Origin of the sequence: Herbaspirillum sp. NPDC101397, from assembly GCF_044767325.1 — a bacterium.
In the GTDB taxonomy this organism is placed as follows: domain Bacteria; phylum Pseudomonadota; class Gammaproteobacteria; order Burkholderiales; family Burkholderiaceae_D; genus Herbaspirillum.
On sequence record NZ_JBIWNS010000001.1, the window covers coordinates 76,773 to 101,857 of the forward strand.

19 protein-coding genes are annotated in these 25,085 nt (G+C 61.9%); 10 read left to right on the forward strand and 9 right to left on the reverse strand.

What is annotated here, in order from left to right:
* Window positions 1–2: 2 nt before the first annotated feature.
* Window positions 3–2,045: a putative bifunctional diguanylate cyclase/phosphodiesterase gene (locus ACIROW_RS00365; RefSeq protein ID WP_402270687.1), complete on the forward strand. Its 2,043-nt coding sequence runs from the start codon at window positions 3–5 to the stop codon at window positions 2,043–2,045.
* Window positions 2,046–2,079: 34 nt separating this feature from the next.
* Here ACIROW_RS00365 and ACIROW_RS00370 read toward each other — a convergent pair whose 3' ends face one another.
* Window positions 2,080–2,778, reverse strand: coding sequence for a GntR family transcriptional regulator (locus tag ACIROW_RS00370; RefSeq protein WP_402270689.1), 699 nt, complete (start codon window positions 2,776–2,778; stop codon window positions 2,080–2,082).
* Between the two features lie 255 nt (window positions 2,779–3,033).
* Here ACIROW_RS00370 and ACIROW_RS00375 point away from each other — a divergent pair, with 255 nt between their 5' ends.
* Both ACIROW_RS00375 and ACIROW_RS00380 read left to right on the forward strand, forming a co-directional pair.
* Complete coding sequence (locus tag ACIROW_RS00375) at window positions 3,034–4,353, forward strand: MFS transporter (protein ID WP_402270692.1); 1,320 nt, start codon at window positions 3,034–3,036, stop codon at window positions 4,351–4,353.
* Window positions 4,354–4,379: 26 nt separating this feature from the next.
* Window positions 4,380–5,654: a glucarate dehydratase family protein gene (locus tag ACIROW_RS00380; RefSeq protein WP_402270695.1), complete on the forward strand. Its 1,275-nt coding sequence runs from the start codon at window positions 4,380–4,382 to the stop codon at window positions 5,652–5,654.
* Window positions 5,655–5,673: 19 nt separating this feature from the next.
* Here the strand turns inward: ACIROW_RS00380 and ACIROW_RS00385 are convergent, their stop codons facing one another.
* Window positions 5,674–6,069 carry a hypothetical protein gene (locus ACIROW_RS00385; RefSeq protein WP_402270697.1) on the reverse strand — a complete coding sequence of 132 codons (396 nt, stop codon included), beginning with the start codon at window positions 6,067–6,069 and terminating at the stop codon, window positions 5,674–5,676.
* Between the two features lie 135 nt (window positions 6,070–6,204).
* Window positions 6,205–7,230 carry a 5'-methylthioadenosine/S-adenosylhomocysteine nucleosidase gene (locus ACIROW_RS00390; RefSeq protein ID WP_402270700.1) on the reverse strand — a complete coding sequence of 342 codons (1,026 nt, stop codon included), beginning with the start codon at window positions 7,228–7,230 and terminating at the stop codon, window positions 6,205–6,207.
* A gap of 206 nt (window positions 7,231–7,436) precedes the next feature.
* Between ACIROW_RS00390 and ACIROW_RS00395 the strand changes: the two genes are divergently transcribed.
* On the forward strand, window positions 7,437–7,640 hold the full coding sequence (locus tag ACIROW_RS00395) for a hypothetical protein (protein ID WP_402270702.1): 204 nt from the start codon (window positions 7,437–7,439) through the stop codon (window positions 7,638–7,640).
* A gap of 55 nt (window positions 7,641–7,695) precedes the next feature.
* On the opposite strand, the gene ACIROW_RS00400 is transcribed toward ACIROW_RS00395, so the two are convergent.
* Genes ACIROW_RS00400 through ACIROW_RS00420 form a run of 5 tightly spaced genes read right to left on the reverse strand, consistent with a single transcriptional unit; the run spans window position 7,696 to window position 16,051 of the window.
* On the reverse strand, window positions 7,696–10,437 hold the full coding sequence (locus ACIROW_RS00400) for a molybdopterin-dependent oxidoreductase (protein ID WP_402270705.1): 2,742 nt from the start codon (window positions 10,435–10,437) through the stop codon (window positions 7,696–7,698).
* A 13-nt stretch (window positions 10,438–10,450) separates the two neighbouring features.
* On the reverse strand, window positions 10,451–11,725 hold the full coding sequence (locus tag ACIROW_RS00405; RefSeq protein WP_402270708.1) for an NAD(P)/FAD-dependent oxidoreductase: 1,275 nt from the start codon (window positions 11,723–11,725) through the stop codon (window positions 10,451–10,453).
* Window positions 11,722–12,099 carry a nitrite reductase small subunit NirD gene (gene nirD, locus ACIROW_RS00410; protein ID WP_402270711.1) on the reverse strand — a complete coding sequence of 126 codons (378 nt, stop codon included), beginning with the start codon at window positions 12,097–12,099 and terminating at the stop codon, window positions 11,722–11,724. The genes ACIROW_RS00405 and nirD overlap by 4 nt, the downstream gene beginning before the upstream one ends.
* A 21-nt stretch (window positions 12,100–12,120) precedes the next feature.
* The gene (nirB, locus tag ACIROW_RS00415; RefSeq protein WP_402270714.1) at window positions 12,121–14,694 is read right to left on the reverse strand and encodes a nitrite reductase large subunit NirB; all 2,574 of its coding nucleotides are present in this window, start codon (window positions 14,692–14,694) and stop codon (window positions 12,121–12,123) included.
* A 13-nt stretch (window positions 14,695–14,707) separates the two neighbouring features.
* Window positions 14,708–16,051 carry an MFS transporter gene (locus ACIROW_RS00420; RefSeq protein WP_402270716.1) on the reverse strand — a complete coding sequence of 448 codons (1,344 nt, stop codon included), beginning with the start codon at window positions 16,049–16,051 and terminating at the stop codon, window positions 14,708–14,710.
* A gap of 489 nt (window positions 16,052–16,540) precedes the next feature.
* Here ACIROW_RS00420 and ACIROW_RS00425 point away from each other — a divergent pair, with 489 nt between their 5' ends.
* Entirely contained in the window at window positions 16,541–17,989 is a 1,449-nt protein-coding gene (locus ACIROW_RS00425; protein ID WP_402270719.1) for an aldehyde dehydrogenase family protein, read from the forward strand.
* On the forward strand, window positions 17,970–18,914 hold the full coding sequence (locus ACIROW_RS00430) for an AraC family transcriptional regulator N-terminal domain-containing protein (RefSeq protein ID WP_402270721.1): 945 nt from the start codon (window positions 17,970–17,972) through the stop codon (window positions 18,912–18,914). The genes ACIROW_RS00425 and ACIROW_RS00430 overlap by 20 nt, the downstream gene beginning before the upstream one ends.
* Window positions 18,915–18,917: 3 nt before the next feature.
* Here ACIROW_RS00430 and ACIROW_RS00435 read toward each other — a convergent pair whose 3' ends face one another.
* Window positions 18,918–20,102 (reverse strand): winged helix-turn-helix domain-containing protein, encoded by a 1,185-nt coding sequence (locus ACIROW_RS00435; protein ID WP_402270723.1) that lies wholly within the window; start codon window positions 20,100–20,102, stop codon window positions 18,918–18,920.
* Between the two features lie 334 nt (window positions 20,103–20,436).
* On the opposite strand from ACIROW_RS00435, the gene ACIROW_RS00440 reads away from it, so the two are divergent.
* The 4 genes from ACIROW_RS00440 (at window position 20,437) to ACIROW_RS00455 (ending at window position 25,080) form a co-directional block, all read left to right on the forward strand.
* Window positions 20,437–21,528, forward strand: coding sequence for a porin (locus ACIROW_RS00440; RefSeq protein WP_402272416.1), 1,092 nt, complete (start codon window positions 20,437–20,439; stop codon window positions 21,526–21,528).
* A 481-nt stretch (window positions 21,529–22,009) separates the two neighbouring features.
* A complete protein-coding gene (locus ACIROW_RS00445) occupies window positions 22,010–22,873 on the forward strand; it encodes a VOC family protein (protein ID WP_402270725.1) in 864 nt (287 codons plus the stop codon).
* Window positions 22,870–23,571, forward strand: coding sequence for a class II aldolase/adducin family protein (locus ACIROW_RS00450; protein ID WP_402270727.1), 702 nt, complete (start codon window positions 22,870–22,872; stop codon window positions 23,569–23,571). Before ACIROW_RS00445 ends, ACIROW_RS00450 begins: the two co-directional genes overlap by 4 nt.
* Window positions 23,572–23,610: 39 nt before the next feature.
* A complete protein-coding gene (locus ACIROW_RS00455; protein WP_402270729.1) occupies window positions 23,611–25,080 on the forward strand; it encodes a 2-hydroxymuconic semialdehyde dehydrogenase in 1,470 nt (489 codons plus the stop codon).
* Window positions 25,081–25,085 lie beyond the last annotated feature (5 nt).

The window sequence follows — 25,085 nt, forward strand, 5'->3', positions numbered from 1 at the left end:
CGATGATCGCCACCCTCAGCAGCAACGATCTGGCCTGCTGCTCGGCACTGCTTGACGCAGTGCTGGGTCTCGAAGGCATCGCGCTGCACGAGGCGTTAAGCAACATCGTATCGAGTTTTCTCGGCCGCCCGGGCGGCCGTTATTTTTCCGATGTCGCCAATGCCCTCGACACGCAGCAATTGCTGCAATCGGTGGTGCATGAGGGCGTGGGCTACGGTCATTACCTCTTCCCCGATCCGGCCGAGAATTACACGGAAGCCGAAGCCGGGCGCCTGACTTCATTCGCCGCATTGACCGGCCGTCTGCTGCAAAACCGCGCCGACACCGAAAAGCGCAGCCGCGCGCTGGACCAGATCGAATCCAAGCTCGAGCAGCAGGCGCAGATTCTCAACCAGATGCACGAGTCGGTGATCACGATGGACCAGGCCGGCTTCATCACCAGCTGGAACCGCGGCGCCGAGCAATTGTTCGGCTATACCGCGATCGAAGCGATCGGCCGTAACGTGCTGTTCCTGTACGAGAACGAAGACGAAGACGATACTTCGCTCAATGACGTGTTCTTGGCGCAGGGTGGACGCGAGATGGAAGTGCGTCGCCGCAAGAAGTCGGGCGAAGCGTTCTGGGCCAGTCTGTCGCTGTCGGTCATGCGCGACCAGCACGGCCAGCCGATCGGCATGATCGGTTATATCAACGACATCACCGAACGCAAGAACGCCGAAAAACTGATTCACCATCTGGCCTATTACGATTCGCTGACCGGCCTGCCCAACCGCACGCTGCTCACGCGCACGGTCGACCAGGCGCTGTTGGCCGCGCAGCAGGACAGTATTTACGGCTGCATCATGTTCATCGACCTGAATCGCTTCAAGCCGATCAACGATACGCTCGGCCATGTCGCTGGCGACATGCTGCTGGTCGAAGTCGCGATCCGCCTGCGCAAGGCATTGCGCGACGAAGACGTGGTAGCGCGCCTGGGCGCGGATGAATTCGCGATTGCACTGTTCGACATCGACAAGGATTACCATGCCGGCTTCGTTGCGCAAAAACTGATTGCACTGTTTGACGAACCGTTTTTCATTGACGGCCATGAGCTGCGCGTCGGCGCCAGCATCGGCATCAGCATGTATCCGCAAGACGCCACCGACACCGAAACCCTGCTGCGCCTGGCCGACATCGCCATGTACCGCGCCAAGCAGGGCGGCGAAAACAACGAAGGCGGCTACGCGTACTACAGCGAAGAGATGAACCGCAATACCCTGGATTTGCTGCGTATCGAAACCGGTTTGCTGCATGCCTTCGAATACAACGAATTGCTGCTGTACTACCAGCCCAAGATCGACTTCGCACAAGGCCACATCACCGGCGCCGAAGCGCTGGTGCGCTGGCAGCATCCGGAGCGCGGCTTGCTGGCGCCGGGCGATTTCATCCCGATCGCAGAAGAGACCGGCCTGATCGTCCAACTCAGCGACTGGGTGCTGGAAGCCGCCTGCAAGCAGGCGCGCCAATGGAAAGAATTCGGGCTGGAGCCGATCCGCATCGCCATCAACGTGACGGCGCGCGAATTCACGCGCTCGCTGCCGGACCGCGTCAGGGCGGCGTTGAGCCGGCATCAGTTGACCGGTGAATGGCTGGAGCTGGAAATCACCGAAAGCATGCTGATGCACAGCACCGATCGCGTGATTTCGATCATGGAAAAAATCTGCTTGCTCGGCGTGACGATTTCGCTCGACGATTTCGGCACCGGCTATTCGAGCCTTTCCTACCTCAAGCGATTTCCGATCAACACGCTCAAGATCGACCGTTCATTCACCACCGGCATTCCCGACGACACCAACGATTGCGCCATCGCCAGCGCCATCATCGGCATCGCCAAGCAACTGCGCCACAAGGTCATCGCCGAAGGCGTGGAAAACATGGCGCAGTTCAACTTCCTCAAGGAAGCCGGTTGCAACGAATTGCAAGGCTACCTGTTCTCGCGTCCGGTCCCGGCCGCGGATTTCCATCTGATGCTGACCGAAGGCCGCAAGTTCTCCGCCGCCTTGTAAAGCAGCACATCCCTCGCAGTAAAGCTCTTCAGTCTCAATCTTTCAGGTAGTGCGGAAAGCGCTCGCGGATATCGTCCAGATGCGACAGCGTGTTGGACAAGTGCGTGCGCAAGGCGTCCTGCGCCGCGACCGGATCACCTGCCGCGATGGCATCGACGATGGCGATATGATCGCGCAGCACCGCGCGTGCCTTGCCGGGGATCGGCACGTGCAGCGCACGCAGCCGGTCGAGGTGGCCGCTGTGACGGCGCACCATGGCCCATAGGTCGGGGATGTTGGCGGCTTCGTACATCTGACGGTGGAAGGCCTGGTCGGCTTCGACAAACTCGCTGTAATCCTCGCTGTCGGCCAGCATTTTTTGTTTGGCGATGCTGGCTTGCAGACGCACGATCAGGGCCGGATTGGGGGAGGCCGCCAGCGTATGGACGATCTCCAGTTCAATCGAGCGGCGCAGGAAATGCGCCTGACGCGCCATCGCAATATCCACCGCGCGCACGACCGTGGCATGCTGCGGAAAAATATCCACCAGGCCTTCTTCACCCAGTTTCATCAACGCATCGCGGATCGGCGTCTGGCTAAGGCCGAACTGCAAGGCCAGCTCGGCGCGGGAGAGCACGGTGCCGGGCGTGAGCTGCATCGTGATGATGGCTTCGCGCAGCCGCTCGAATACCTGCGGCGCCGCATGGCGCGAGCGGTCGAGCTGATGTTGCTGCAGGGGGGAAGGGCTGTTCATGGCAATCGGAATCCGCGACGTCAAAGGACAATAAATCGAAAGAAAGCGGAGCGGTGCGTATGTTGCTCAAAGCAGCGGATATCCGAACCGTTCGCGACAAGAGCTCAAAAGATAGGGCACGTTAGCCCCGCAATCCACTTTGTTATCAGCATGATAAAGCAATTAAGCTGCATTGACACACTAATATATTAGTGTTTTAATGTTTTAACAAAAGAGCAAACGCTCTTTTTCGATAAAAAACGCAGGAGACAAGCAGTGACTACAGCGCAGGCAGCAGGGCGGGCATTGTCGCCGCTCGACAGGGCGGTATCGAAGATCAAGCAGCGCGTGTTGCCGCTGTTCGTGATCATGTTCATTGTCAATTACATCGATCGCGTCAACATCGGCTTCGTGCGCACGCACCTGGCCGCCGACATCGGCATCGGCACGGCGGCTTACGGATTGGGCGCGGGCTTGTTCTTCGTCGGCTACGCCATCTTTGAAGTGCCCTCCAACATGTTGCTGCAAAAGTACGGTGCCAAGGCCTGGCTCACGCGCATCATGCTGACCTGGGGCATCGCCGCCACGGCGATGGCGTTCGTGCAGGGCGAGATGTCGTTTTACGCGTTGCGGTTCCTGCTCGGCGTGGCCGAAGCGGGCTTTTTTCCCGGCGTGATTTACTACTTCACGCAGTGGCTGCCCAACGGCGAGCGCGGCAAGGCGATGGCGATTTTCCTGAGCGGCTCCGCGCTGGCATCGATCCTGTCGGGGCCGATCTCCGGCGCGCTGCTGCAGATCGATGGCGGCGGCTTGCACGGCTGGCAATGGATGTTCATCATCGAAGGCCTGGCGTCGGTGGTGCTGTGCGGCTTCGTCTGGTTTTGGCTCGATTCGCGACCGGCCGATGCGAAGTGGCTGACACAGAGCGAACGCGATCTCATCGGCAACACCATCGCCGCCGAACAGGCTGAACGCGAAAAGACGAAGCCGGCGCACATCTCCGCCTGGACGCTGCTGCGCGACAGCCAGATCGCCATCTTTTGCTTCATCTATTTTTCGATTTCGCTGACGATCTACGGCGCGACGTTCTGGCTGCCCAGCATCATCCGCAAGATGGGCACGTATTCGGATTTCGAGGTCGGCCTGTTCAATTCGATCCCCTGGATCATCTCCATCATCGCCATGTACCTGTTCGCCAGCCTGGCCGCGCGCTTCAAGTTCCAGCAGGCATGGGCTGCGGCGGCGCTGATCATCGCCGCCATCGGCATGTACGTGTCGACCTTCGGCGGACCGGTGTTCGCGTTCGTCTCGATCTGTTTCGCGGCAGTGGGATTCAAGGCGGCGTCCTCGCTGTTCTGGCCGATCCCGCAGTCCTATCTCGATGCGCGCATCGCTGCGGCCGTGATCGCGCTGATCAACTCGCTGGGCAACCTCGGCGGCTTCGTCGCGCCTACCACCTTCGGCTTCCTCGAGCAAAAAACCGGTTCGATCCAGGGCGGCCTGTACGCCCTGGCGGCGACGTCGGTGGTGGCGGCGGTCGTGGTGTTCTTCGCCCGCACCACGGCGCACTCCGCAGCGATTGCAGGCAACAAATAATTGATTACTGATTCCGGAAAATAGACATGAAGATCACCCGCGTCACCGTCACACCGATCGCATTCAAGGATGCGCCTTTGCTCAATGCCAGCGGCATCCATGAGCCGTATGCACTGCGCTCCATCATCGAAGTCGAAACCGACAATGGTCATTTCGGCCTCGGCGAAAGCTATGGCGACGCGCCGGCCCTGGCTGTGATGGACAAGGTCAAGACGCAGATGATCGGCCTCGATCCTTTCAACCTTAACGGCCTGCGCGCGATCGTCAAGGCTGCGGTGGCCGGCATGGCGCCGGCCGGCAATTCAGGTGCGGAACTCGCACCCGGTTCGCACGCCAGCAAAGCCGTCAGCAATGCGTATTCTGCATTCGAAGTCGCCTTGCTCGACGTACAGGCGCGCTACCTGAACGTGCCGCTGGTCGACTTGCTCGGTGGTGCAGTGCGCACCGGGATTCCGTTCAGCGCCTATCTGTTTTTCAAATACGCAGAACATATCGACAGCCCGTACCAGCCCGATGCCTGGGGCGAAGCGCTGAGCGAGGAACAGATCGTCGCGCAGGCGCGCAGGATGATCGATGAAAACGGTTTCCAGAGCATCAAGCTCAAGGCCGGCGCTCTGGAGCCGGAGCATGAAGTCGCCTGCATCAAGGCACTGAAAAAAGCTTTCCCCAATACCCCTCTGCGCATCGACCCCAACGCCAACTGGTCGCTGGAAACCGCCGTGCGCATGGCCGAATTGCTGGGCGATGATCTGCAATACTATGAAGACCCCACGCCGGGACTGGAAGGCATGGCTGAATTGCATCGCCGCACCGGCCTGCCGTTGGCGACCAATATGGTGGTGACTGATTTCGATGAGTTCCGTCGCAGCGTCGCCTTGAACAGCGTGCAGATCGTGCTGGCAGATCATCATTACTGGGGCGGCCTGCGCGACACGCAGATGCTGGCGTTGATGTGCGATACCTTCGGCCTGGGCGTCTCGATGCACTCCAATTCGCATCTGGGCATCAGCCTGATGGCGATGTCCCATGTGGCGGCGGCAGTGCCGAATCTGTCCTATGCCTGCGACACGCACTATCCGTGGCAGGAAGCCGACGAAGAAGTCATCAAGGGCGGCAAGCTGCAGATACGCAACGGCTGCGTCAGCATCACGCGCGCCCCGGGTCTGGGAGTGGAACTAGACCGTGATCAGCTGGCAAAGCTGCACGATCTCTACCTCGGCTGCGGCATCCGCTCGCGCGACGACGTACGCCAGATGCGCAAGTACAAGCCGGACTGGAAGACGGTCAAGCCCAGGTTCTGATACGGATCTGAAGGCAGTTTCAGTTTGACGGCGGCAGCGGACTGTTGACGCGAGGTGCGGGTTGATTGATCTTGCCCGAGATGCCGATATTGGACGATTCGATGCGCACGCTTCCTGCAATTTGTCCGACGGTATCGAGTACGCCGATCCAGGCTGGTTCCGCGACTTTGAATCGCATTGCCGGTGATGCAGCGGATGCCGGCCCTGGCCCGGTACCGCGCTCAGTCGGGTCGGTCAGGCTGATCCCCCCGATCCATTTTCCGGTACTGCCCATGATCTCCTTGGATAGAGGCACCGCGTGCGAGAAGGGTTGGTCGCCGGAGGCCGCTTGATCTGATTGGGCAATAGCCGGCGACAGCCACCCGGCGCCGCAGATAATCAGTGCAAGAAGGGATCGGTTCATCACATTGCTCATGCTCAGGCTCCTGAAAAGAATAGCTCAGGAATGGGATGGCTGACGGGACGCAACGTTCGCCCGTGCACGTTGATATCGCAGCAATGTCGAAAATCTTTGAAGCGGACCGGGTATGCGCAGGCGGCAGATCTGATCTCAGCGACGCCGTTTCCACGCTTCCAGAAACGCCAGCGTCACATTCGCCTCGTTCGTCTCCGCCAATCCGCTCCCAAAGAAGGCGCCGACGTCTTTGAAGTCATTGCCGCCAGCCAGATCCGAGACGCTGCGAAATGCGATGAACGGCACGCCGTTGGCATACGCCACCTGGGCAAAGGCGGCGGTTTCCATATCCACCAATTCCGCCTGTAAGGTATCGTGCAGATAAGTGCGATAGCCGGCATTGGCTAAAAACGCCGTGCCGGAAATACCGCGCCCGCCGACTTTCAATGCCGGCTGTGCGGTAACGCACAGCGCCGGATTCTTGGGGCCGCAAGTCGCCAGTACCGGTTGGAGGCTGCGCGCAACAGCAAGCATCTGCGCATCAGCCTGGAACTCGAAACGAAATTCTCCCTGCGGTGCGTTGGCCGCATTCATCACAAAACTGTCGCGCATGAACAGCCCGCTGTCGACCTTGCCAGCGGGCGCATCGAACTGGAAGTCGGGACGCACCTTGCCGTTCTCCGTCGCCAGCTTTAATCCCAGGCAGCTGACGTCGCCCGCTTTGCCGCAAGCTGCTGGCAGACTGCCGTCGCCGTTCCAGTAGGCTTCCATGGGCATCGCCCAGCTTTCCGGCACAACCACGTCGCCGACATGATTAGCCGGGTTGACGCCGCCGGCGATGCCGCTCATCAGCAGCCGTTCAATGTGGAAGTGATCCAGCATCAGCTGCGTGACCATCGTCGCGTTCACCAGGCTCACGCCGCTGAGCACGATCACCACAGGATTGCCGCGCAATACACCGGTCGTGAAGCGATTGCCGTTGATGCGCCAGTCGTGTTTCCTCTGGGTCTGCTCAAGCAGGAGGTCGGCCTCGGCGCCGAACGCCGAGACGATGCCGATGCGCGGTTTGCATTCGCTCAGGCAGCGTTTCTGTTCGGCGTGGGCGGCGTTTGCTGTGGACAAGGCTGCAAGCGCCAGCAAGGCGCAGGAAAATCTGTTGAACAGAGAAGAGATGGCGGGCACGAAGTTTCCTTTTGTGGAGCGCGAAGCCTGCAAGAATTGCAGGCAGCCCAGAGCATGCCGAAGAATCCGGAAATTAGCCATAGTTGTCGGAACGTCAATGCCAGAGCGGCTTGCAGAGGTAATTTCTTATTGGAAAAATTGCTCAAAGGATATATTGCGTATATGATTGCCAAAAAGAAATAAGACAATTCCCCTCGGAGACATTCATGCGGCAGTTCCTGCTTTTGATCCTGTGCACCCTCGCCATCGCCGGCTGCAGCCGTTCGCCTGCCGAGCAATTGGCTTACCTCCATGCCGAGGAGCAGTACCAGATCAACATGGAACGCTCAGCGCGCTACCGCCAATCGTTGGAACAAGCCGACGGCGAAAGCCAGGGGCCGATCATCATCACTTCGCGGCCGGCGAACTGAGCGACCGGCTTTCCTCCATCCGGATCGACGTCTCAGTACGTCATTTCACAGAAATTCAGGCAGTCTCCGCCGCCCGCGTCTCCACCAGCAGCTTCTTGATCTCCGGCACGCACGAGCCGCAGTTGCCGCCGGCCTTGAGGCAGGCGGTGACTTCCGCCACTGTCTTCAATCCTTGTTCGCGCACTGCGTTGCAGATCGTGTTGCGGCCTACGCCGAAGCACGAACACACGGTCGGGCCGGTGTCGGCGCCTTTTTCGATTGGCTGGCCGATCAGCAGGCCGACGCGGTCGGCTTCTTCCAGTTGCTCCTTGTCGAACAGGCTCGCCAGCCAGGCGCGCGAAGGCAGGTCGGGGCGCTTGGACAGGAAGATGCACATGTCGATGCGGTCGTTGTCGACATGCACCGCGCGGTAGACGCCGGCGGTGCGGTCTTCATATTCCAGCCAGTCGGCGTCGATGTCGAGCACGCCGAGCAATGCGCGCGCCCAGGCGCCGTGGTCAGCGATGGTGTTGCGGCCGGCCAGTTCGTAGCGCGCGAAGTCGCGACCCTGGATGCGTGTCCAGTGCGTGATTTCATCGAGCGCCAATGCCTTGCGGCTCAGGATGAAGCCGTGCCAGGACACGCCGAATTCTTCGATGTTGACAGGCGTGTGCTTGAACTCCGGTTCGCCCGATATGGGATCGACGACCGGATTGACCAATGCGCCCACGCGCGCATCGGAGGCGGTCTGGTTGCTCCAGTGAATCGGCACGAACACGCTGCCGCGCGCGATGCCGCCGCTGTGCTGCACGCGCGCCACCATGGCGCCCCAGCGTGAGCTGATGCGCGCCAGTCCGCCTTCGCGTACGCCGTAGCGCAGCGCGTCCTGCGGATGCATGTCGACGAAGGATTCCGGCACGTGATCAGCGAGGCGCGCCGATTTGCCGGTGCGCGTCATGGTGTGCCATTGATCGCGCACGCGACCGGTGTTCAATGTCAGCGGGAATTCTTCATCCGGCAGGTGTGCCGGGCCGCGCGGCGGCGTCGCCACGAAGCGCGCCTTGCCGTCGGCATGTGAATAACGCTGGTTGCCGAACAGGCGCGCAGTGCCGACGGCATCGCCGTTCTGTTTGTCGCGCGTCACGGGCCACTGGATAGGCTGCAACTGGTCGAACTGTTGTTTGCTCATGCCGATCAGGCCGTCCAGGTTGAACACGCGCATGCTGTTGCCGGCGATCTGCGGCGGGCCGTTGCGGTAGCTGCTCAGGCGCGCGTGTTCGTCGAAGATGGCATGCACGCCGGCGAAGTCGAAGCCGCGATAACCCATGCGGATGGCGACGTCGCAGATGATCTTCCAGTCCGGACGCGCTTCCCCCGGGGGTGTCAGGAAGGCGCGCTGGCGCGAGATGCGGCGCTCGGAATTGGTCACGGTGCCGTCCTTCTCGCCCCAACCCAGCGCGGGCAACAGCACGTGCGCGAAGGCATTGGTGTCGGTGCCTTCGATGATGTCGGAGGCGACCACCAGTTCGCACTTCGATAGTGCGCGCTGGACCACGTTGGCGTCAGGCATGCTGACCATGGGATTGGTCGCCATGATCCAGACCGCCTTGATGCGGCCGGCTTCAATCGCGTTGAACAGGTCGACGGCCTTGAGACCGGGCTTGTCGGCCATGTGCGGCGAACCCCAGAAGGTCTGCACCGTGTCCCGATGCAGCGCATTGTCCAGATCCATGTGCGCGGCCAGCATGTTGGCCAGGCCGCCGACTTCGCGACCGCCCATGGCGTTAGGCTGGCCGGTGATCGAGAACGGTCCCATGCCGGGCTTGCCGATGCGGCCGCTGATCAGGTGCGCGTTGATGATGCTGTTGACCTTGTCAGTGCCGGCGCTCGACTGATTCACGCCCATCGAGAAAGCGGTGATGACCTTTTCGGTATCGGCGAACATTTGATAGAAGGCCAGCAGGTCGTTGACGTCGACCTTGCAAATGCGTGCGACTTCGTTCGGATCGGCGCAGTCGGCGTCGGCGATCGCCAGCGCTTCGCCGAGGCCGCTGGTGTGGGCGTCGACGAAGGCGTTGTCGCGCGCGCCGCGATGCGCGAGAAAACTCATCAGGCCGTTGAACAGCCAGACGTCGGTGCCGGCCTTGACCGGCAAATGCATGTCGGCCAGTTCGCAGGTGGCGGTGCGGCGCGGATCGATGACGATCAGCTTCATCTCCGGCCGGATTTCCTTGGCCTTGGCGATGCGCTGGAACAGGATGGGATGGCACCACGCCGTGTTGGAGCCGACCAGCACAACCATGTCGGCCAACTCCAGATCCTCGTAGCAGATCGGCACCAGGTCTTCGCCGAAGGCGCGTTTGTGGCCCGCCACGGCCGAGGACATGCACAGGCGCGAATTGGTGTCGATGTTGGCGCTGCCGACATAGCCCTTCATGAGCTTGTTGGCGATGTAATAGTCTTCGGTCAGCAACTGGCCGGAGACGTACAGCGCCACCGAATCCGCACCGTGGCGATCAATGATGCTGCGCAGGCCGCCGGCGACTTTGTCGAGCGCGGCGTCCCAGCTCACGCGCTGCAATGCGCCGTCGGCGTCGCGTACCTTCGGATACAGCAGACGGCCGTTGAGGTCGACCGTTTCGCCCAGCGCCGAACCCTTGACGCAAAGACGTCCTTTGTTGGCCGGATGCAGTTCGTCGCCCGTGACGGCGATCACGCCGTCGGGTTGCATGGCGGCGCGCACGCCGCAGCCGACGCCGCAATACGGGCAGGTGGTCTTGGTGCCGACGGTCGAAAGCGGAGCTTGGGAGAGGTTCACGATGGTTTCCTGATCAGGCTGCCTGGGTGCTTTGGGTCTGGCTGGAGGTCTGACTGCAGATGGCTTGACCGAACAACAGTTGATGACGGATGGCGGAGATGTCGCCGCCTTTCTGGATCAGGTCGAAGTACCAGGGGCCGTCCTTGACGTCGCCGTACAGCACCGCGCCGATCAGCCGGCTGCCTTGCAGCACCAGCCGCTTGTAGATGCCGCGGCGCGGGTCGCGCAAGACAAGGTCTTCTGTTTCTTCGGCACCGATGAAGTCGCCGGCCGAATACAGGTCGACGCCGGTCACCTTGAGCTTGGTGGCGGTGGCTTGTTGCACGTAGCGACGATGGCCGGCGCCTGCCAGATGGGCGCCGCACACGCGCGCCTGATCCCAGATCGGCGCGACCAGGCCGAAGGTAGCCTTGCGGTGTTGCACGCATTCGCCGACGGCGTAGATGCGTGGATCGTAAGTCTGCAGCGTGTCGTCGACCACGATGGCACGGTCGCAATGCAGGCCGGCGTTTTTCGCCAGTTCAATGTTGGGGCGTACGCCTGCGGTCATGACGACGAGGTCGGCCGGGATTTGCGTGCCGTCCTTGAAGCGCACCGCCGTGACGCGATCAGGGCCGACGATTGCGTCAGTCTGTGCGTTGAGCAGGAAACGCAGACCCTTCATCTCCAGCGCCTTCTTCAGCAGCGCGGCGGCCGGCTTGTCGAGTTGCTGATTCATCAGGCTGTCGGTGACGTGCACCACGGTCACGTCCATGCCTTGACGCAACAGGCCGTTGGCCGCTTCCAGGCCAAGCAGGCCGCCGCCGATCACCACCGCGTGGCGATGGTTGCGCGCAGCGTCGAGCATGGTGTGGACGTCCTGGATGTCGCGGAAGGCGATCACGCCCGGGAGTTCATGGCCCGGCACCGGAATGATAAAAGGCTTGGAGCCGGTCGCCAGCAGCAGGCGGTCGTATTGAATTTCCACGCCGGCTTGCGAACGCACGGTGCGGCGACGACGGTCGATCTTCTCGACCGGATCGCCGGCGTGCAGCGTGATGTTGTTCTGTACATACCAGTCGCGCGTGTTGAGCATGATGTCGTCGATGCTCTTGTCGCCCGCCAGCACCGGCGACAGCAGAATGCGGTTGTAATTGCCGTGCGGCTCGGCGCCGAACACGGTGACGTCGTACAGGTCCGGCGCCAGCTTCAGCAATTCTTCGACCGTGCGCATGCCGGCCATGCCGTTGCCGATCACGACCAGCGACGGTCTTTTTGCAGAAGCTACAGGTGCCGGAACGATAGTCATGCGCCCACCCACACCTTGCCGTGTTCGATGCGCGCAGGGTAGGCGCTCACCGAATGTTCGGGCGCTTCGATGCATTCGCCGGTCTGCAGGTCAAAGTGTTGTTTATAAATCGGCGAAGCCACCACGATGCGTTCACCGATACTGCCGACCAGGCCGCGCGACAGCACCGAAGCGTCGGCGTTGGGATCGTAGTTGCCGATGGCGAAGACGCGTGCTTTTTTTTGCGCATCGCTATTGCCGCCTTCAATGACGTGGAACACCGCCACCTGTTCGCCGCCGATCAGGGCGCAGACGCCTGTGTTGGGCACGATGTCGGCGATATCGCAGACTTCAGTCCAGTGTTCGCAATTGTTGAGTTGTCGGTCGCTGTGCATGTTCATTTCCTCTCTCAGGAATCAGATCGCTTCTGCGACCACAGGAATGTCGATCAGCTTGCGCTCGGCAACCGTGGCCGGGCGGATCTGGCCGCGCTCGTCGACGAACTTGACGTTGTTGTCGGCTTCCTTGCTGTTGACGAAATGGCGGAAGCGCTTGCGTGTCTCCGGATCGGAGACGGCCTTCTTCCATTCGCATTCATAGGTGTCGACCACGTGCTGCATGTCGGCTTCCAGTTCGGCGGCGATGGCCAGCTTGTCGTCGATCACCACGCTCTTCAGGTAATCGAGGCCGCCTTCGAGGTTATCGCGCCAGGTGCTGGTGCGTTGCAGGCGATCGGCGGTGCGCACGTAGAACATCAGGAAGCGGTCGATGTAGCGGATCATGGTCGCTTTGTCGAGATCGGAGGCGATCAATTCGGCGTGGCGCGGCTTCATGCCGCCGTTGCCGCAGACGTACAGGTTCCAGCCTTTTTCGGTGGCGATGATGCCGACGTCCTTGCCTTGTGCCTCGGCGCATTCGCGGGTGCAGCCGGACACGCCGAACTTGATCTTGTGCGGCGAGCGCAGGCCCTTGTAGCGGTTTTCCAGTTCAATGGCGAGGCCGACACTGTCGTCCACGCCGTAGCGGCACCAGGTCGAGCCGACGCAGGATTTCACCGTGCGCAGCGACTTGCCGTAGGCGTGGCCGGTTTCAAAGCCGGCGGCGATCAGTTCTTCCCAGATGTCCGGAAGTTGCTCGACGCGGGCGCCGAACAGGTCGACGCGCTGGCCGCCGGTGATCTTGGTGTAGAGGCCGTACTTCTTGGCGACCTGGCCGACCGCGATCAGGCCGTCCGGCGTGACTTCGCCGCCGGCCATGCGCGGCACGACCGAATAGGTGCCGTCCTTCTGGATGTTGCCGAGGAAGTAGTCGTTTGAATCCTGCAGGCTGGCGTGTTCCTTCTTGAGCACGAAGTCATTCCAGCACGAGGCCAGGATGTTGGCCGCGACCGGCTTGCAGACGTCGCAACCGAGACCCTTGCCGTGTTGCGCCAGCAGGTCGCCGAAGCTCTTGATCTTGTTCACGCGCACCAGGTGATGCAGTTCCTGGCGCGAGTAGGGGAAGTGTTCGCAGACGTGGTTGTTGACGGCCAGGCCTTGCTTCTTCATCTCGGCCTTCATCACCTGCGTCACCAGCGGCACGCAGCCGCCGCACGCAGTACCGGCCTTGGTGCAGCTCTTGAGGTCGCCGATGTTGGTTACGCCCGAAGCCACCGCTGCACACAATTGACCCTTCGACACGTTATTGCAGGAGCAGATTTGCGCGGAGTCGGGCAGGGCGTCGACGCCGAGGCCGACCTTGGCTTTGCCGTCGGCTTGCGGCAGGATCAGGAACTCCGGCGACTCCGGCAGTTCGATGCGGTTGAGCATCATCTGCAGCAGCGTGCCGTATTCGGCGGCGTCGCCGACCATGACCGCGCCGAGCAGGTGCTTGCCCGATTCGGAGACCACGATCTTCTTGTAGATCTGCTTGCGTTCGTCAGTGAACTGGTACGAACGTGAGCCGATTTCCTTGCCGTGCGGGTCACCGATGCTGGCGACGTCCACGCCCATGAGCTTCAACTTGGTGCTCATGTCGGCGCCGTTGAATTGCTGCACCTCGGCGGCGTCGTTAAGGTGCGCCAGCATGTGCTTGGCGGCGGTGCGCGCCATGTCGTAGCCGGGCGCCACCAGGCCGAAGATCTTGCCGTTCCACAATGCGCATTCGCCGATCGCGTAGACGTGAGGATCGGAAGTGATGCAACTGTTGTCGATCACGATGCCACCGCGGTCGCCGACCTTGAGACCCGACTCGCGCGCCAGTTCGTCGCGCGGGCGGATGCCGGCCGAGAACACGATCATGTCGGTGTCGAGGTGGGTGCCGTCCTCGAAGTTCATGCGATGGGTGCCGGTCTTGCCGTCGACGATTTCCAGCGTGTTCTTTTGCGTGTGAGCAGTGACGCCGAGATCCTGGATCTTCTGGCGCAGGATGCGGCCGCCGCTCTCGTCGACCTGCACCGCCATGAGGCGCGGGGCGAATTCGACCACGTGGGTTTCCAGGTTCATGTCGCGCAGCGCCTTGGCGCATTCCAGGCCGAGCAGACCGCCGCCGATCACCACGCCGGTCTTCGAACGCTTGCCGCACTCGAGCATGGCTTCGAGGTCTTCGATGGTGCGGTAGACGAAACAATCCTTGCGCTGGTTACCCGCGACGGTCGGGACAAAAGGGTAGGAGCCCGTTGCCATGACCAGCTTGTCGTAGGCCAGCGTTTCGACGGCGCCGTTGATGTTGACGGTGACCGTCTTGCCGACGATGTCGATGTTCTGCGCCTTGGCGTTGAGCTTGAGGTCGAAGTCGACCGAGCTCTTACCTGCATCGAAGAAACCCGGCGCAACCAGAGACAAGTCGTCGGCCGATTTGCCGGCGAAGAATTCGGACAGGTGCACGCGGTCGTAGGCCGGACGCGGTTCTTCGCACAGCACGGTGACCTTGATGTTGGCGGCGCCGCTGTCCACCAGCGACTCCAGGAATTTGTGACCGACCATGCCGTGGCCAATGACGATGATGTTCATGATCAGGTTCTCCTCAGGCGGGAATGTTGTTGGCAGCGACGGCCAGTGCCGACTCGTCGCTCTTGTCGCTGCTGGTGAAGCGCACGGCGACCGCGCACAGCGCCGAGACCGTCACGAGCACGCCGAGCATGCTCAGTGTCTGCTGGGTGTCGCCCAGGCCCTTCATCAGGAAGCCCGCCAGCACCGCGCCGACGTTGCCGCCCGCACCGATGATGCCGGCCACGCCGCCCAGCGCCTTGCGGTCGATGAACGGCACCAGCGCGTAGGTCGCGCCGCACGCCATGTGGGTGAACAGGCCGAAGCACAGCATCGCGATCACCGCCAGCGTGACGCTGCCGGCGTGGGCAAACCACAGCAGGCCGAGGCCTTCGCCCAGCATCATGATGAACAGCAGCGTGGCGCGGCGGTTGAGGCCGCCCCGCAGCGCCACCTTGTCCGAGATGATGCCGCCCAGGGCGCGAGCAAACAGCGCCAGGAGACCGAAGCTGGCGGCGGCGATGCCGGCGCTCTTCAACGACAGGCCGAAGTGGTCGACGTAATAGATGGCGGCGATGTTGTGGATGAAGATTTCCACGCCGAAGCAGGCGCCGTAGGTGATGAACAGCATCCACACGCGGTAGTTGGCGCTGGCGGCGCGGAAGCTGGCCCAGCCGCCTTTTTTGCCGCTTTCGATGACGATGCCGGCGGCGCGCAGTTCATCGAAGTTGCCTTGTGGGCAATCCTGTGTGAAGTGCCAGTAGACCGCCGCCATTGCCAGCATCATCAGGCCCGGCACCAGCAGCGCGACGCGCCAGCCGAGGTTGTCGCCCACGCCCAGCATCAGCATGGCGGCCAGCAGCAGCGGCATCAGGCCTTGCGCCACGCCGCCGCCGGCATTGCCCCAGCCGGCGGTTGCGGCGTTGGCGGTGCCGACCACGTTGGGCGCGAACATCACCGAGGTGTGGTACTGCGTGATCACGAAGCTGGCGCCGACCGCGCCGATGCACAGGCGGAAGAACAGGAAGGTTTCATAGGTCTGTGCGAAGCCGACCCCGATCACCGGCAATGCGCCGATCAGCAGCAGGCCAGTGTAAGCCTTGCGCGGACCGTAGCGATCGCACAGCGGGCCGATTACCAGGCGCACCAGGATAGTCACGGCGACGGCGGCGATGTTGATGTTGGCGATTTGCTCGATGGTCAGGCCGAGCTGGCCCTTGATTACCGGCATCAGCGGCGCGCAGGCGAACCAGGCGAAGAAGCAGACGAAGAAGGCCATCCAGGTCAGGTGAAAGGCGCGCATCTGCGGCGTACCGATGGAAAAGAGCTGGATCTTGCTCGCCTTGCTGGAGCGATTGTGACTGTCAGGAGTTGCGGCCATTTTTATCCCGTTAAAAACAAAAAGGCGCCCGCTCGGCAAGGCATGAATGCCAAGCTAAGCGGACGCCGTTGTCCTGCAGATCCGTCTTTAGATCGGCATTAAAAATAGTAAAAACTGCTGGATCGTCGTTGATCCATGCTCGGACATATGCAAAGCCTGTGCCAGAGCGTCGGATTCCCTGATGGGACATGGCTTGGAGGGCGATTCCGGACTTCGGCGGGGTAGTCGGCGGCAGCATGGCATGCAACGATATATGTCATGTTGTGATGTGTCGCGGTGCAGCCTGCTCATAAATGGTGCGGTGCATCGGGCGTTTCCGGCCTATGCCCAAAATCAGGAAGAGACTTCGTCGGGGACTTGCCTCTGTGCAAGCTGCCTCGACGAAAAATCCAGCGCTTTGCAGGATCAGGCAATCGTCCGGCAGCATTGGTCTACCGCTGCCGACGGCGCGGCTCTTACCATGGCCTCACGTCATTCACGGGAGTCCACATGCAACATATCAGCGAGATCTACATCAACGGCCGCTTCGTCCAGCCGCATGGAACCGAAGTCATGGAGCTGATCAATCCGTCCGACAGGACCGTCATCGGCGCCGTGCGCCTGGCCGACGAGGAGGATGCGCGCCAGGCCATCGCCGCCGCCAAGGCCGCTTATAAAAGCTGGTCGCGCAGCAGCAAACAAGAGCGCGCCGGTTACCTGCAAGCGATGCATGACGCCATCCAGCGCCGCGCGCCGGAACTGGTCGAAGTCATGATCCGCGAGTACGGCGGCTCGCGCCGCTCCTGCAGCGCCACGGTGGCGCGTTCGGCCAACAGCTTCCTGCAGGCGATCGGATTGCTGGAGAGCTTCGACTTCGTGCGCCAGGCAGGTACCGCCCGTGTGACCATGGAGCCGCTCGGCGTAGTCGGCCTGATCACGCCGTGGAACGCCAACTACGGCTTCATCTGCAGCAAGCTGTCGACGGCGCTGGTGGCCGGCAGCACGGCGGTCATCAAGCCCAGCGAACTGAGCGCCATGCAGACGCACCTGCTGACGCAATGCCTGCACGAAGCCGGCCTGCCGCCTGGTGTGTTCAACATTGTCACCGGTCGAGGCGACACAGTCGGCGCCGAGATCACGCGTCATCCCGACATCGCCAAGATTTCCTTCACCGGTTCCACTGCAGTGGGCAAGCAGATCGCACGCGGCGCCGTCGACACCATGAAGCGCGTCACGCTGGAGCTGGGCGGCAAGTCGCCCAATATCCTGCTCGACGACGCCGACCTGGCGACAGCGATTCCGCAGGCGGTGACCGCGGCCTACTTCAACAACGGGCAGGCCTGCCTGGCGGCGACGCGCCTGATCGTGCCGGAACAACGGCTGGAAGACGTGAAAGTACTGGTCAAGCAAGCGGTGGCGGCGATGAAAGTCGGTCATCCCGGCGACGACGATACGATGCTCGGCCCGCTGGTCACGCAAAAGCAATACGAGCGCGTGCAGAGCTACATCCGTCTCGGCATCGAGGAGGGCGCGGAATTGCTGACCGGCGGTGCAGGTCATCCCGAAGGACTGACGCAGGGCTACTTCGTCAGGCCGACGGTGTTCGTCAACGTCACCAATGACATGCGCATCGCCCGTGAAGAAATCTTCGGGCCGGTGCTGTCCATCCTGACTTACCGCACTGAAGAAGAAGCAATCGAGATCGCCAACGACACCGTCTACGGCCTGCACGGCTATGTCAGCGGTCGCGATCTGGAGCGCGCCAATCGTGTGGCCTCGCGGATCGTCGCCGGGCGCGTCTTCATCAACGGCCTGTACGACGAACCGCGCGCACCGTTCGGCGGGTTCAAGCAATCCGGCATTGGCCGCGAATTCGGTCCTTATGGTCTGGAAGCCTATGTTGAACCGAAGGCCGTGATTGGTTACGATGGTGCGATCCATGAAAACTTCCGCCGCTGATTCCCGTCACACTTCCGTCACCGCACCGCTCGCGCGGCTGCGGGAGCAGGTCGCCGCGCATTTCGACGGCGTGCCTGCGGCGCAGCGCGACGTCCACACCGCCATTCCCTGGCTGTCCTTCATCCGCCTGAGCCAGCCGACCGCACTCAGCCGCGGCATGCTGGAGCCGTCGATGTGCCTGGTGGTGCAGGGCGGCAAGAAGGTGCTGATCGGCAAGGAGGTCAACCAATACGGCGCCGGCAGCTATGTGCTGTCGGCGATTGACCTGCCGGTGTCCGGTCAGGTGGTCGAGGCGACGGCGGCGCAGCCGTATTACGGCGTGCGCATCGATCTCGATCCCAAGGAAATCGCCGCGCTGATCATTGAACTCAACCTGCCGGCGCCGCCACGGCGAGGCACGCGCGTCGGCGCTTATGTCGATGAGTCGGATGCCGGGTTGCAGGAGGCTTTCCTGCGGCTGGTGTTGCTGCTGGAGCAGCCCAAAGACATTCCGGCCTTGTCGCGCATCCTCAAGCAGGAAATCATGTATCGCCTGATCGCGGCGCGCAACGGCGACGTGCTGTACCACACCGTGTTGTCGCATTATCAGGAAAAGGGCGTCAACGAAGCCATCCAGTGGATCAAGGCCAATTACGCCGAACCGATGGTCATTGACGAGCTGGCCAGGCGCGTGCGCATGAGCGTGTCGACGCTGCATCATCGCTTCAAGGCCGCCACCGTCATGAGCCCGCTGCAATACCAGAAGCAGACTCGGCTGCTGGAAGCGCGCCGCATGCTCATGACCGGCAGCATGGAAGCCGCTACCGTGGCGTACCAGGTCGGCTATGAAAGTCCCTCGCAATTCAGCCGCGAATATCGCCGGCTATTTGGCGCGTCGCCGTTGCAGGACGTCGAGTTCCTGAAACAGAACGCCGTCGAGACCTGACGACTATTCAGACGGCAGGACGATACGCATCGACTGCTTCTGGAATTGCTCGAAGCGATGCAGTTCCTGTTCGATGGCGCTCTTGAGCGTCTTCGATTTCTTTTCCACCCAAGTCCATTGCTGCACCAGCAGCTTGCCGCTCTTGCGATCCATCTTGAGATCGAGCGCGGCGACAATGCGGTCGCCCACCAGCACCGGGAGCGCGAAGTAGCCGAGCACGCGCTTGTCCGCCGGCACATAGGCTTCGAAGCGGTGTTCGTAGTCGAAGAACAATTCCAGCCGCTTGCGCTGAATCACCAGCGGATCGAAGGGCGAGAGGATGTGCACGCGTTCGCTCGATGCCGGGGCGATGACGCCATCGGACAAGGCGTCGAGCAGCGCCGGCTCGACCCAGTGCTGCTGCCCGGGTGTACTTTCAATATGCACCGCCACCAGCTGCTTGCGCCTGACGGCGGCGGCGATCAGTTCCTTCACCAGCGGCTTGGCCTGCACGCTGCCGTAACAAATCGAATCGAGACTGACCATGCCCTGCGCCTTGAGCGCACGGCGTAGCAGGTATTGCGCGAACTGCTTTTCCGTCACTGGCGCGGGACGGCGCAACCAGTCGAAATGACGGACGGCCAGGTCGTAGGTCTTGAGCATGCCGGTGCGCTTGCTGATCACCAGGTCGCCAATGAAGAAGCCCCAGCGCAGCGCGCGCTTCGATGGCTTGCGGCTGCCCCAAGGATGGGTCTTTTCTTCCAGTACGTCATCGTCGATGTCGCGGATCGAGAGGCCGCCTTCCTTGCGGATACGCTTGAGCAGCGCGGCGTAGTCGGCTTCATCGACGCCAGCGAAAGAGGCGTGCGGATTGAGACGGCGCCGTGTCATTTCCGGCAGGAAGTGGCGGAACTCGGCGGTCGGCACATAGGCCAGCGCATGCGTCCAGTATTCGAACACCGACTTCTCCACTGACTGCGCGTGCTCCAGATCCGCCAACCGGTATTCGGGGATGCGCGTGTACAGGATGTGGTGGTGGCTGCGCTCGATCACGTTGATGGTGTCGATCTGGACATAGCCGAGATGCTCGGCCGCCAGCTGTACCGCAGTCGCACCGCCGCCGAACGGCGCGCTCGTGTCGAGGCGCTGGGCACGCAGCCAGATGGCGCACGCCTGCTGTGAATCAAGGGGTAGGGAGAGATCGCTCATGGGCTGGATTGTAGAGAATTTGAGGCTCGCCCGTGCAAGGCCACCATAAAAAACGGACATAGTCGCTATAGACAATATTTGCTGTCGCACGCTTGCCGGCTTGCGTACATTCCTGAGCAACAAGAACTTGCACGCCAGGCGCGGTTTTCCCGCGCCCGGATGAATGCGGTCGATGGAGACGATGGAAACGAATCACGCCATGGCGCGTTCACGAGACGCCCCATGCACGATGCAATCGCTTGCATCCACGCCGCCTGCGCAAGTCCCGACGATTTCACACCAGGGAGACAGCAGCATGAAAAAAGCAACAGGAAAAAAATTGGCCGAAGCAAGCATGGTCGGCATCATCGGCCTCAGTGGTATGGGAGCGATGCTCGCCGCCGGCAGTGCGTCGGCGCAGAGCCTGGTCACCATCTACGGCATCGTCGACACCGGCGTGGTCTACACCACCAATGCCAACGCCGCCGGCAATTCGGTCTTCAAGATGCCGACGCTGACCGGCGAGTTTCCGTCGCGCATCGGCTTCAAGGGCACGGAAGACCTCGGTGGCGGCTTGCAGGCGCTGTTCGTGCTGGAGGGCGGCTTTGGCGTCGATACCGGCACCATGGGCCAGGGCAATCGCCTGTTCGGACGGCAGTCCTTTGTCGGCCTGAAAGGCGAATGGGGTCAGCTGATGCTGGGACGCCAGGCCAACATGACTTATTTCTCAACGCTCAAGTCCGACGTTCTCGGTCCCAACATCTTCTCGATCAGCAGCCTCGACAGCTACCTGCCGAACGCACGCAGCGACAACGCGATCGGCTACATGGGTACGTTCTCCGGTGTGACGATCGGCGCCACCTACAGCTTTGGTCGCGACACGTCGACTGCCGGCGGTCCGGCCGCAACCGGTTGCGCCGGCGAAGTCGCCGGTAACGCCAAGGCCTGCCGCCAGGTGACCGGCCTGCTGGGATACGACAACAATGCCTACGGCGCGTCGGTCTCCTACGACATCATGTACGGCAACACCGGCGCGGCCGGCGGCCTGAGCAGCAGCGACAACACCGACCAGCGCATCATCCTGTCAGGCTACGCCAACGTCGGCAGCGTCAAGATCGGTCTCGGCGTGCTGGACCGCAAGACGCGCGCGGCAGCTGGCGTCAATACCAACTCCGATCTGTACTACCTCGGTGCGACGTGGCCGATCTCGGCGGCGCTGGTGCTGGATGGCCAGGTATCGCGCCTGAACATCAAGGGCAGCGGCAACAAGTCGACGCTGTCGGTGGCCCGCCTGACCTATAACCTGTCCAAGCGCACCGCCTTGTACAGCTCGCTGGGCTACATCAAGAACGGCGGCCAGGCGGCGATCGCCATCGATGCCGGCGGCACCGTCGGCACCGGCAAGAACCAGGCCGGCGTGATGATGGGCATCAAGCACATGTTCTGATTTTTTCCTGCATCCGGACTTGAGAGGAATCTTCCGGCACATTCCGGAAGACGACTTGGCTACGCCTTCGGGCGCGGTTTTCAATGGCGCTTCGGCGCCATTTTTTTTGCGATTTTCTTGCGTCCTTGAGGCGCTTTTTTGCGTTCATTCATTCCGATCCATTCCGCTTGCGAGTCGCTTGTGCAGTGCAATCGGCGGCAATGGTCGACGGCTGCGGCGACATAAAAAAATCACATAGTCGCTATCGAGAACATTTGCTATCCCGATGGCAGGGGCTTGCGTACATTCACGTTCAACAAGAGTTCGCAATCAGTCATGTCGGCAGACGACGTGGCCGGAGATGCGGCCGGCGGAGACAGAAGCCAGCAATGGCTCGCCATCGACATGCCACGACCATCGCGTCGTCGCCCACACGTGCCTGTTTCCTCCGCGCCGCATCGCAACCGCGCCGCGACGTCGCGCCGACTTCAAAGGAAAAGGCATGATCAATCTGCACGACATCCGTTACGTCCGTCTCGGCACCCGCGACCTGGCCGGTGCGGAAAAATACGCCACCACCATCCTCGGACTGGAAGTGGTTCGCCGCGATCCGAAGGCGATCTATTTCCGTTCCGACAGCCGCGACCACACGCTGTGCTATTTCGAGGGCGACACGCGCGACCACACCACGGCATTCGAAGTGGAAGACGGCAGCGCCTTCGACGCCGCCGCCGCGACGCTGGAAAGCAACCGGTTCAAAATTCATCTCGGCAGCGCGCAGGAATGCGAAGAGCGCCACGTGCGCGGCTTCCTCAACTTCAAGGATCCGAGCGGCAACAGCATCGACCTGGTGCTGGCGCCGCATCACAGCGGCCGCCGCTACTTCCCGACACGCGATGCGGGCATCACCGGTTTCAGCCACGTGGGCCTGCGCACTACCGATCCCAAACGCGACGAAGCCTTCTGGACCAAGCTGGCCAGCGCCAAGGTGAGCGACTGGATCGGCGCCGCGCCGCTGCTGCGCATCGACGACGTGCATCACAAGATCGCGCTGTTCCCCTCGACCTACGCCGGCATCCAGCACATCAACCACCAGGTGGAAAGCATCGATGACGTCATGCGTGCCTACTACCTGCTGCTGGAACACAAGATCCCGATCCGCTTCGGCCCCGGGCGTCATCCGACTTCGGGCGCGATGTTCCTGTACTTCGAAGGGCCGGACGGCATGACTTACGAGTACTCCACCGGCGTGCGCATGATCACCGAAGAAGACGAACGGACCTATCTGCCGCGGCAGTTTCCGTTTCAACCTGATTCGTTTTGCCAATGGGGCTCCAAGCCCGACATTCCGGAGTTCAAGGCATGAACACGCCATCCATCATCGCTGCATCCGCAGCACAGCAACGCCGGTTACGCATCGCCGCGCGCGCACTGGCCCGCGCCAAGCTTGTGCACGCCTACGGCCATTGCAGCCTGCGTCTGGACGTCGATCATTTCCTGGTGTGCGCGCCGAAGCCGATGGCGTTGATTACGTCCGCTGATGACGGCGTGGTGGTGCCGGTGGACGGACCGCTGCCGGAAGGCGTGCTCGGCGAAGTGCGCATCCATCAACAGATTTATCGCAATCGTCCCGAGCTCGGCGCGGTGATTCGCAGCATGCCGCCGACCGTGATGTCGCTGTCGACAGCGCGCTGCACGCCGCAGCGCCGCCACGGCATGGGCTCTTACTTTCCCGCGCCGGTGCCGCTGTGGGATGACCCGCAACTGATCCGCACCGAGCAGCAGGCGGCGGGCGTAGCGCAGGCGGTCGGGCAGGGCAACGTCGTCGTCATGCGTGGAAACGGCGCCGTGGTCGCCGCGCCGACGCTGGAAAAAGCATTGGTCCTGACTTGGTACCTGGAAGACGCCGCCCGCGTCGAACTGCAGGTGCGCAGCGCCGGACTGGAAGCGCAGGGCGTGGTGCTGAACGATGAAGAAGCAGCACTGCGCGCCACCGACGCCGGCCGCATTTTTGAACGCATGTGGGATTACCTGAGCGCAGGCGACCCTGAAGCAACTTTCTGAATCAATTATTCGAATCAACTGGAACGGACAGGAACAGACATGAGTAGAACAGCACGGGACAAATTTCCCAACTTCATCAACGGCAAGTGGGTCGAGAGCGACAGGTATTTCGAGAACCGCAACCCCGCCAACAACGCGCTGATCGGCACTATCAGCGAAGCCGGCCAGGCCGAAGTCGACGCCGCCGTGCAGGCCGCGCGCGATGCACTCAACGGCCCGTGGGGCAAGATGTCGACCGCCAAGCGTTCGGAGATGATGCACGCGGTGGCCGACGGCATCATGGCGCGCTTCGATGAATTCGTTGCGGCGGAAATCGCAGACACCGGAAAACCCTATTCCTTGGCGAGCCATCTCGACATTCCGCGCGGCGCGGCCAACTTCAAGATCTTTGCCGACGTTGTCAAGAACGTACCGACCGAAAGCTTCGACATGGTCACGCCGGACGGCGGCCAGGCGTTGAACTACGGGGTGCGCGGTCCCAAGGGCGTGATCGCCGTGATCTGTCCGTGGAACCTGCCGCTGCTGCTGATGACCTGGAAGGTCGGCCCGGCGCTGGCATGCGGCAATACCGTCGTCGTCAAACCATCGGAAGAAACGCCGGCCACCGCAACCCTGCTGGCCGAAGTCATGAACGAAGTCGGCATGCCTCCCGGTGTCTACAACGTGGTGCACGGTTTCGGCAAAGACTCGGCGGGCGAATTCCTGACGCGCAATCAACATGTCAACGCCATCACCTTCACCGGCGAGACTGGCACCGGAGAAGCCATCATGGCGGCCGCTGCCAAAGGCGTGCGTCCGGTATCGATGGAACTGGGCGGTAAAAACCCTGGAGTGGTGTTCGCCGACGCTGATTTCGACAAGGCGGTCGCCGGCATCGCGCGCGCCGCCTTCGACAACTCGGGCCAGGTCTGCCTCGGCACCGAGCGCGTGTACGTACAGCGTTCGATCTTCGACAACTTCGTCGCCGCATTGAAGGCCAAGGCGGAGAGCTTCAGGCTCGGCGATCCACTGGCCGACGGCACCAACTTCGGCCCGCTGGTCTCGCAAGAACATCGCCGCAAAGTGCTGTCGTATTACCAGAAGGCCGTGGAAGAGGGCGCGAGCGTGGTCACCGGCGGCGGCATTCCGGTCCTCGGCGATGCGCTCAAGGACGGCGCCTGGGTGCAGCCGACCATCTGGACCGGCCTGCCGGAAAGCGCGGCAGTGGTGCGCGAAGAAATCTTCGGACCGTGCTGCCACATCGCACCCTTCGACACAGAAGACGAAGTCATTGCGCTCGCCAATGACACCCCCTACGGCCTGGCCGCAACGGTCTGGACCAGCGACGTCGGCACTGCGCATCGCATGGGTCGCGCACTGAACGTCGGCATCTGCTGGATCAACTCGTGGTTCCTGCGCGACCTGCGTACCGCCTTCGGCGGATCGAAACATTCCGGCATCGGCCGCGAAGGCGGCGTGCATTCGCTTGAGTTTTATACCGAATTGAAAAACGTCTGCGTGAAACTTTGACCTTG

Excerpts from the sequence above, each read along its gene's own strand:
- nirD (WP_402270711.1), bottom strand. The coding sequence starts at position 12,099 with ATGCACAGCGACCGACAACTCAACAATTGCGAACACTGGACTGAAGTC.
- ACIROW_RS00395 (WP_402270702.1), top strand. The coding sequence starts at position 7,437 with ATGCGGCAGTTCCTGCTTTTGATCCTGTGCACCCTCGCCATCGCCGGC.
- ACIROW_RS00430 (WP_402270721.1), top strand. The coding sequence starts at position 17,970 with ATGAAAACTTCCGCCGCTGATTCCCGTCACACTTCCGTCACCGCACCG.
- ACIROW_RS00370 (WP_402270689.1), bottom strand. The coding sequence starts at position 2,778 with ATGAACAGCCCTTCCCCCCTGCAGCAACATCAGCTCGACCGCTCGCGC.
- ACIROW_RS00435 (WP_402270723.1), bottom strand. The coding sequence starts at position 20,102 with ATGAGCGATCTCTCCCTACCCCTTGATTCACAGCAGGCGTGCGCCATC.
- nirB (WP_402270714.1), bottom strand. The coding sequence starts at position 14,694 with ATGAACATCATCGTCATTGGCCACGGCATGGTCGGTCACAAATTCCTG.
- ACIROW_RS00440 (WP_402272416.1), top strand. The coding sequence starts at position 20,437 with ATGGTCGGCATCATCGGCCTCAGTGGTATGGGAGCGATGCTCGCCGCC.
- ACIROW_RS00450 (WP_402270727.1), top strand. The coding sequence starts at position 22,870 with ATGAACACGCCATCCATCATCGCTGCATCCGCAGCACAGCAACGCCGG.
- ACIROW_RS00420 (WP_402270716.1), bottom strand. The coding sequence starts at position 16,051 with ATGGCCGCAACTCCTGACAGTCACAATCGCTCCAGCAAGGCGAGCAAG.
- ACIROW_RS00365 (WP_402270687.1), top strand. The coding sequence starts at position 3 with ATGATCGCCACCCTCAGCAGCAACGATCTGGCCTGCTGCTCGGCACTG.
- ACIROW_RS00445 (WP_402270725.1), top strand. The coding sequence starts at position 22,010 with ATGATCAATCTGCACGACATCCGTTACGTCCGTCTCGGCACCCGCGAC.
- ACIROW_RS00455 (WP_402270729.1), top strand. The coding sequence starts at position 23,611 with ATGAGTAGAACAGCACGGGACAAATTTCCCAACTTCATCAACGGCAAG.
- ACIROW_RS00385 (WP_402270697.1), bottom strand. The coding sequence starts at position 6,069 with ATGAGCAATGTGATGAACCGATCCCTTCTTGCACTGATTATCTGCGGC.
- ACIROW_RS00380 (WP_402270695.1), top strand. The coding sequence starts at position 4,380 with ATGAAGATCACCCGCGTCACCGTCACACCGATCGCATTCAAGGATGCG.
- ACIROW_RS00405 (WP_402270708.1), bottom strand. The coding sequence starts at position 11,725 with ATGACTATCGTTCCGGCACCTGTAGCTTCTGCAAAAAGACCGTCGCTG.
- ACIROW_RS00425 (WP_402270719.1), top strand. The coding sequence starts at position 16,541 with ATGCAACATATCAGCGAGATCTACATCAACGGCCGCTTCGTCCAGCCG.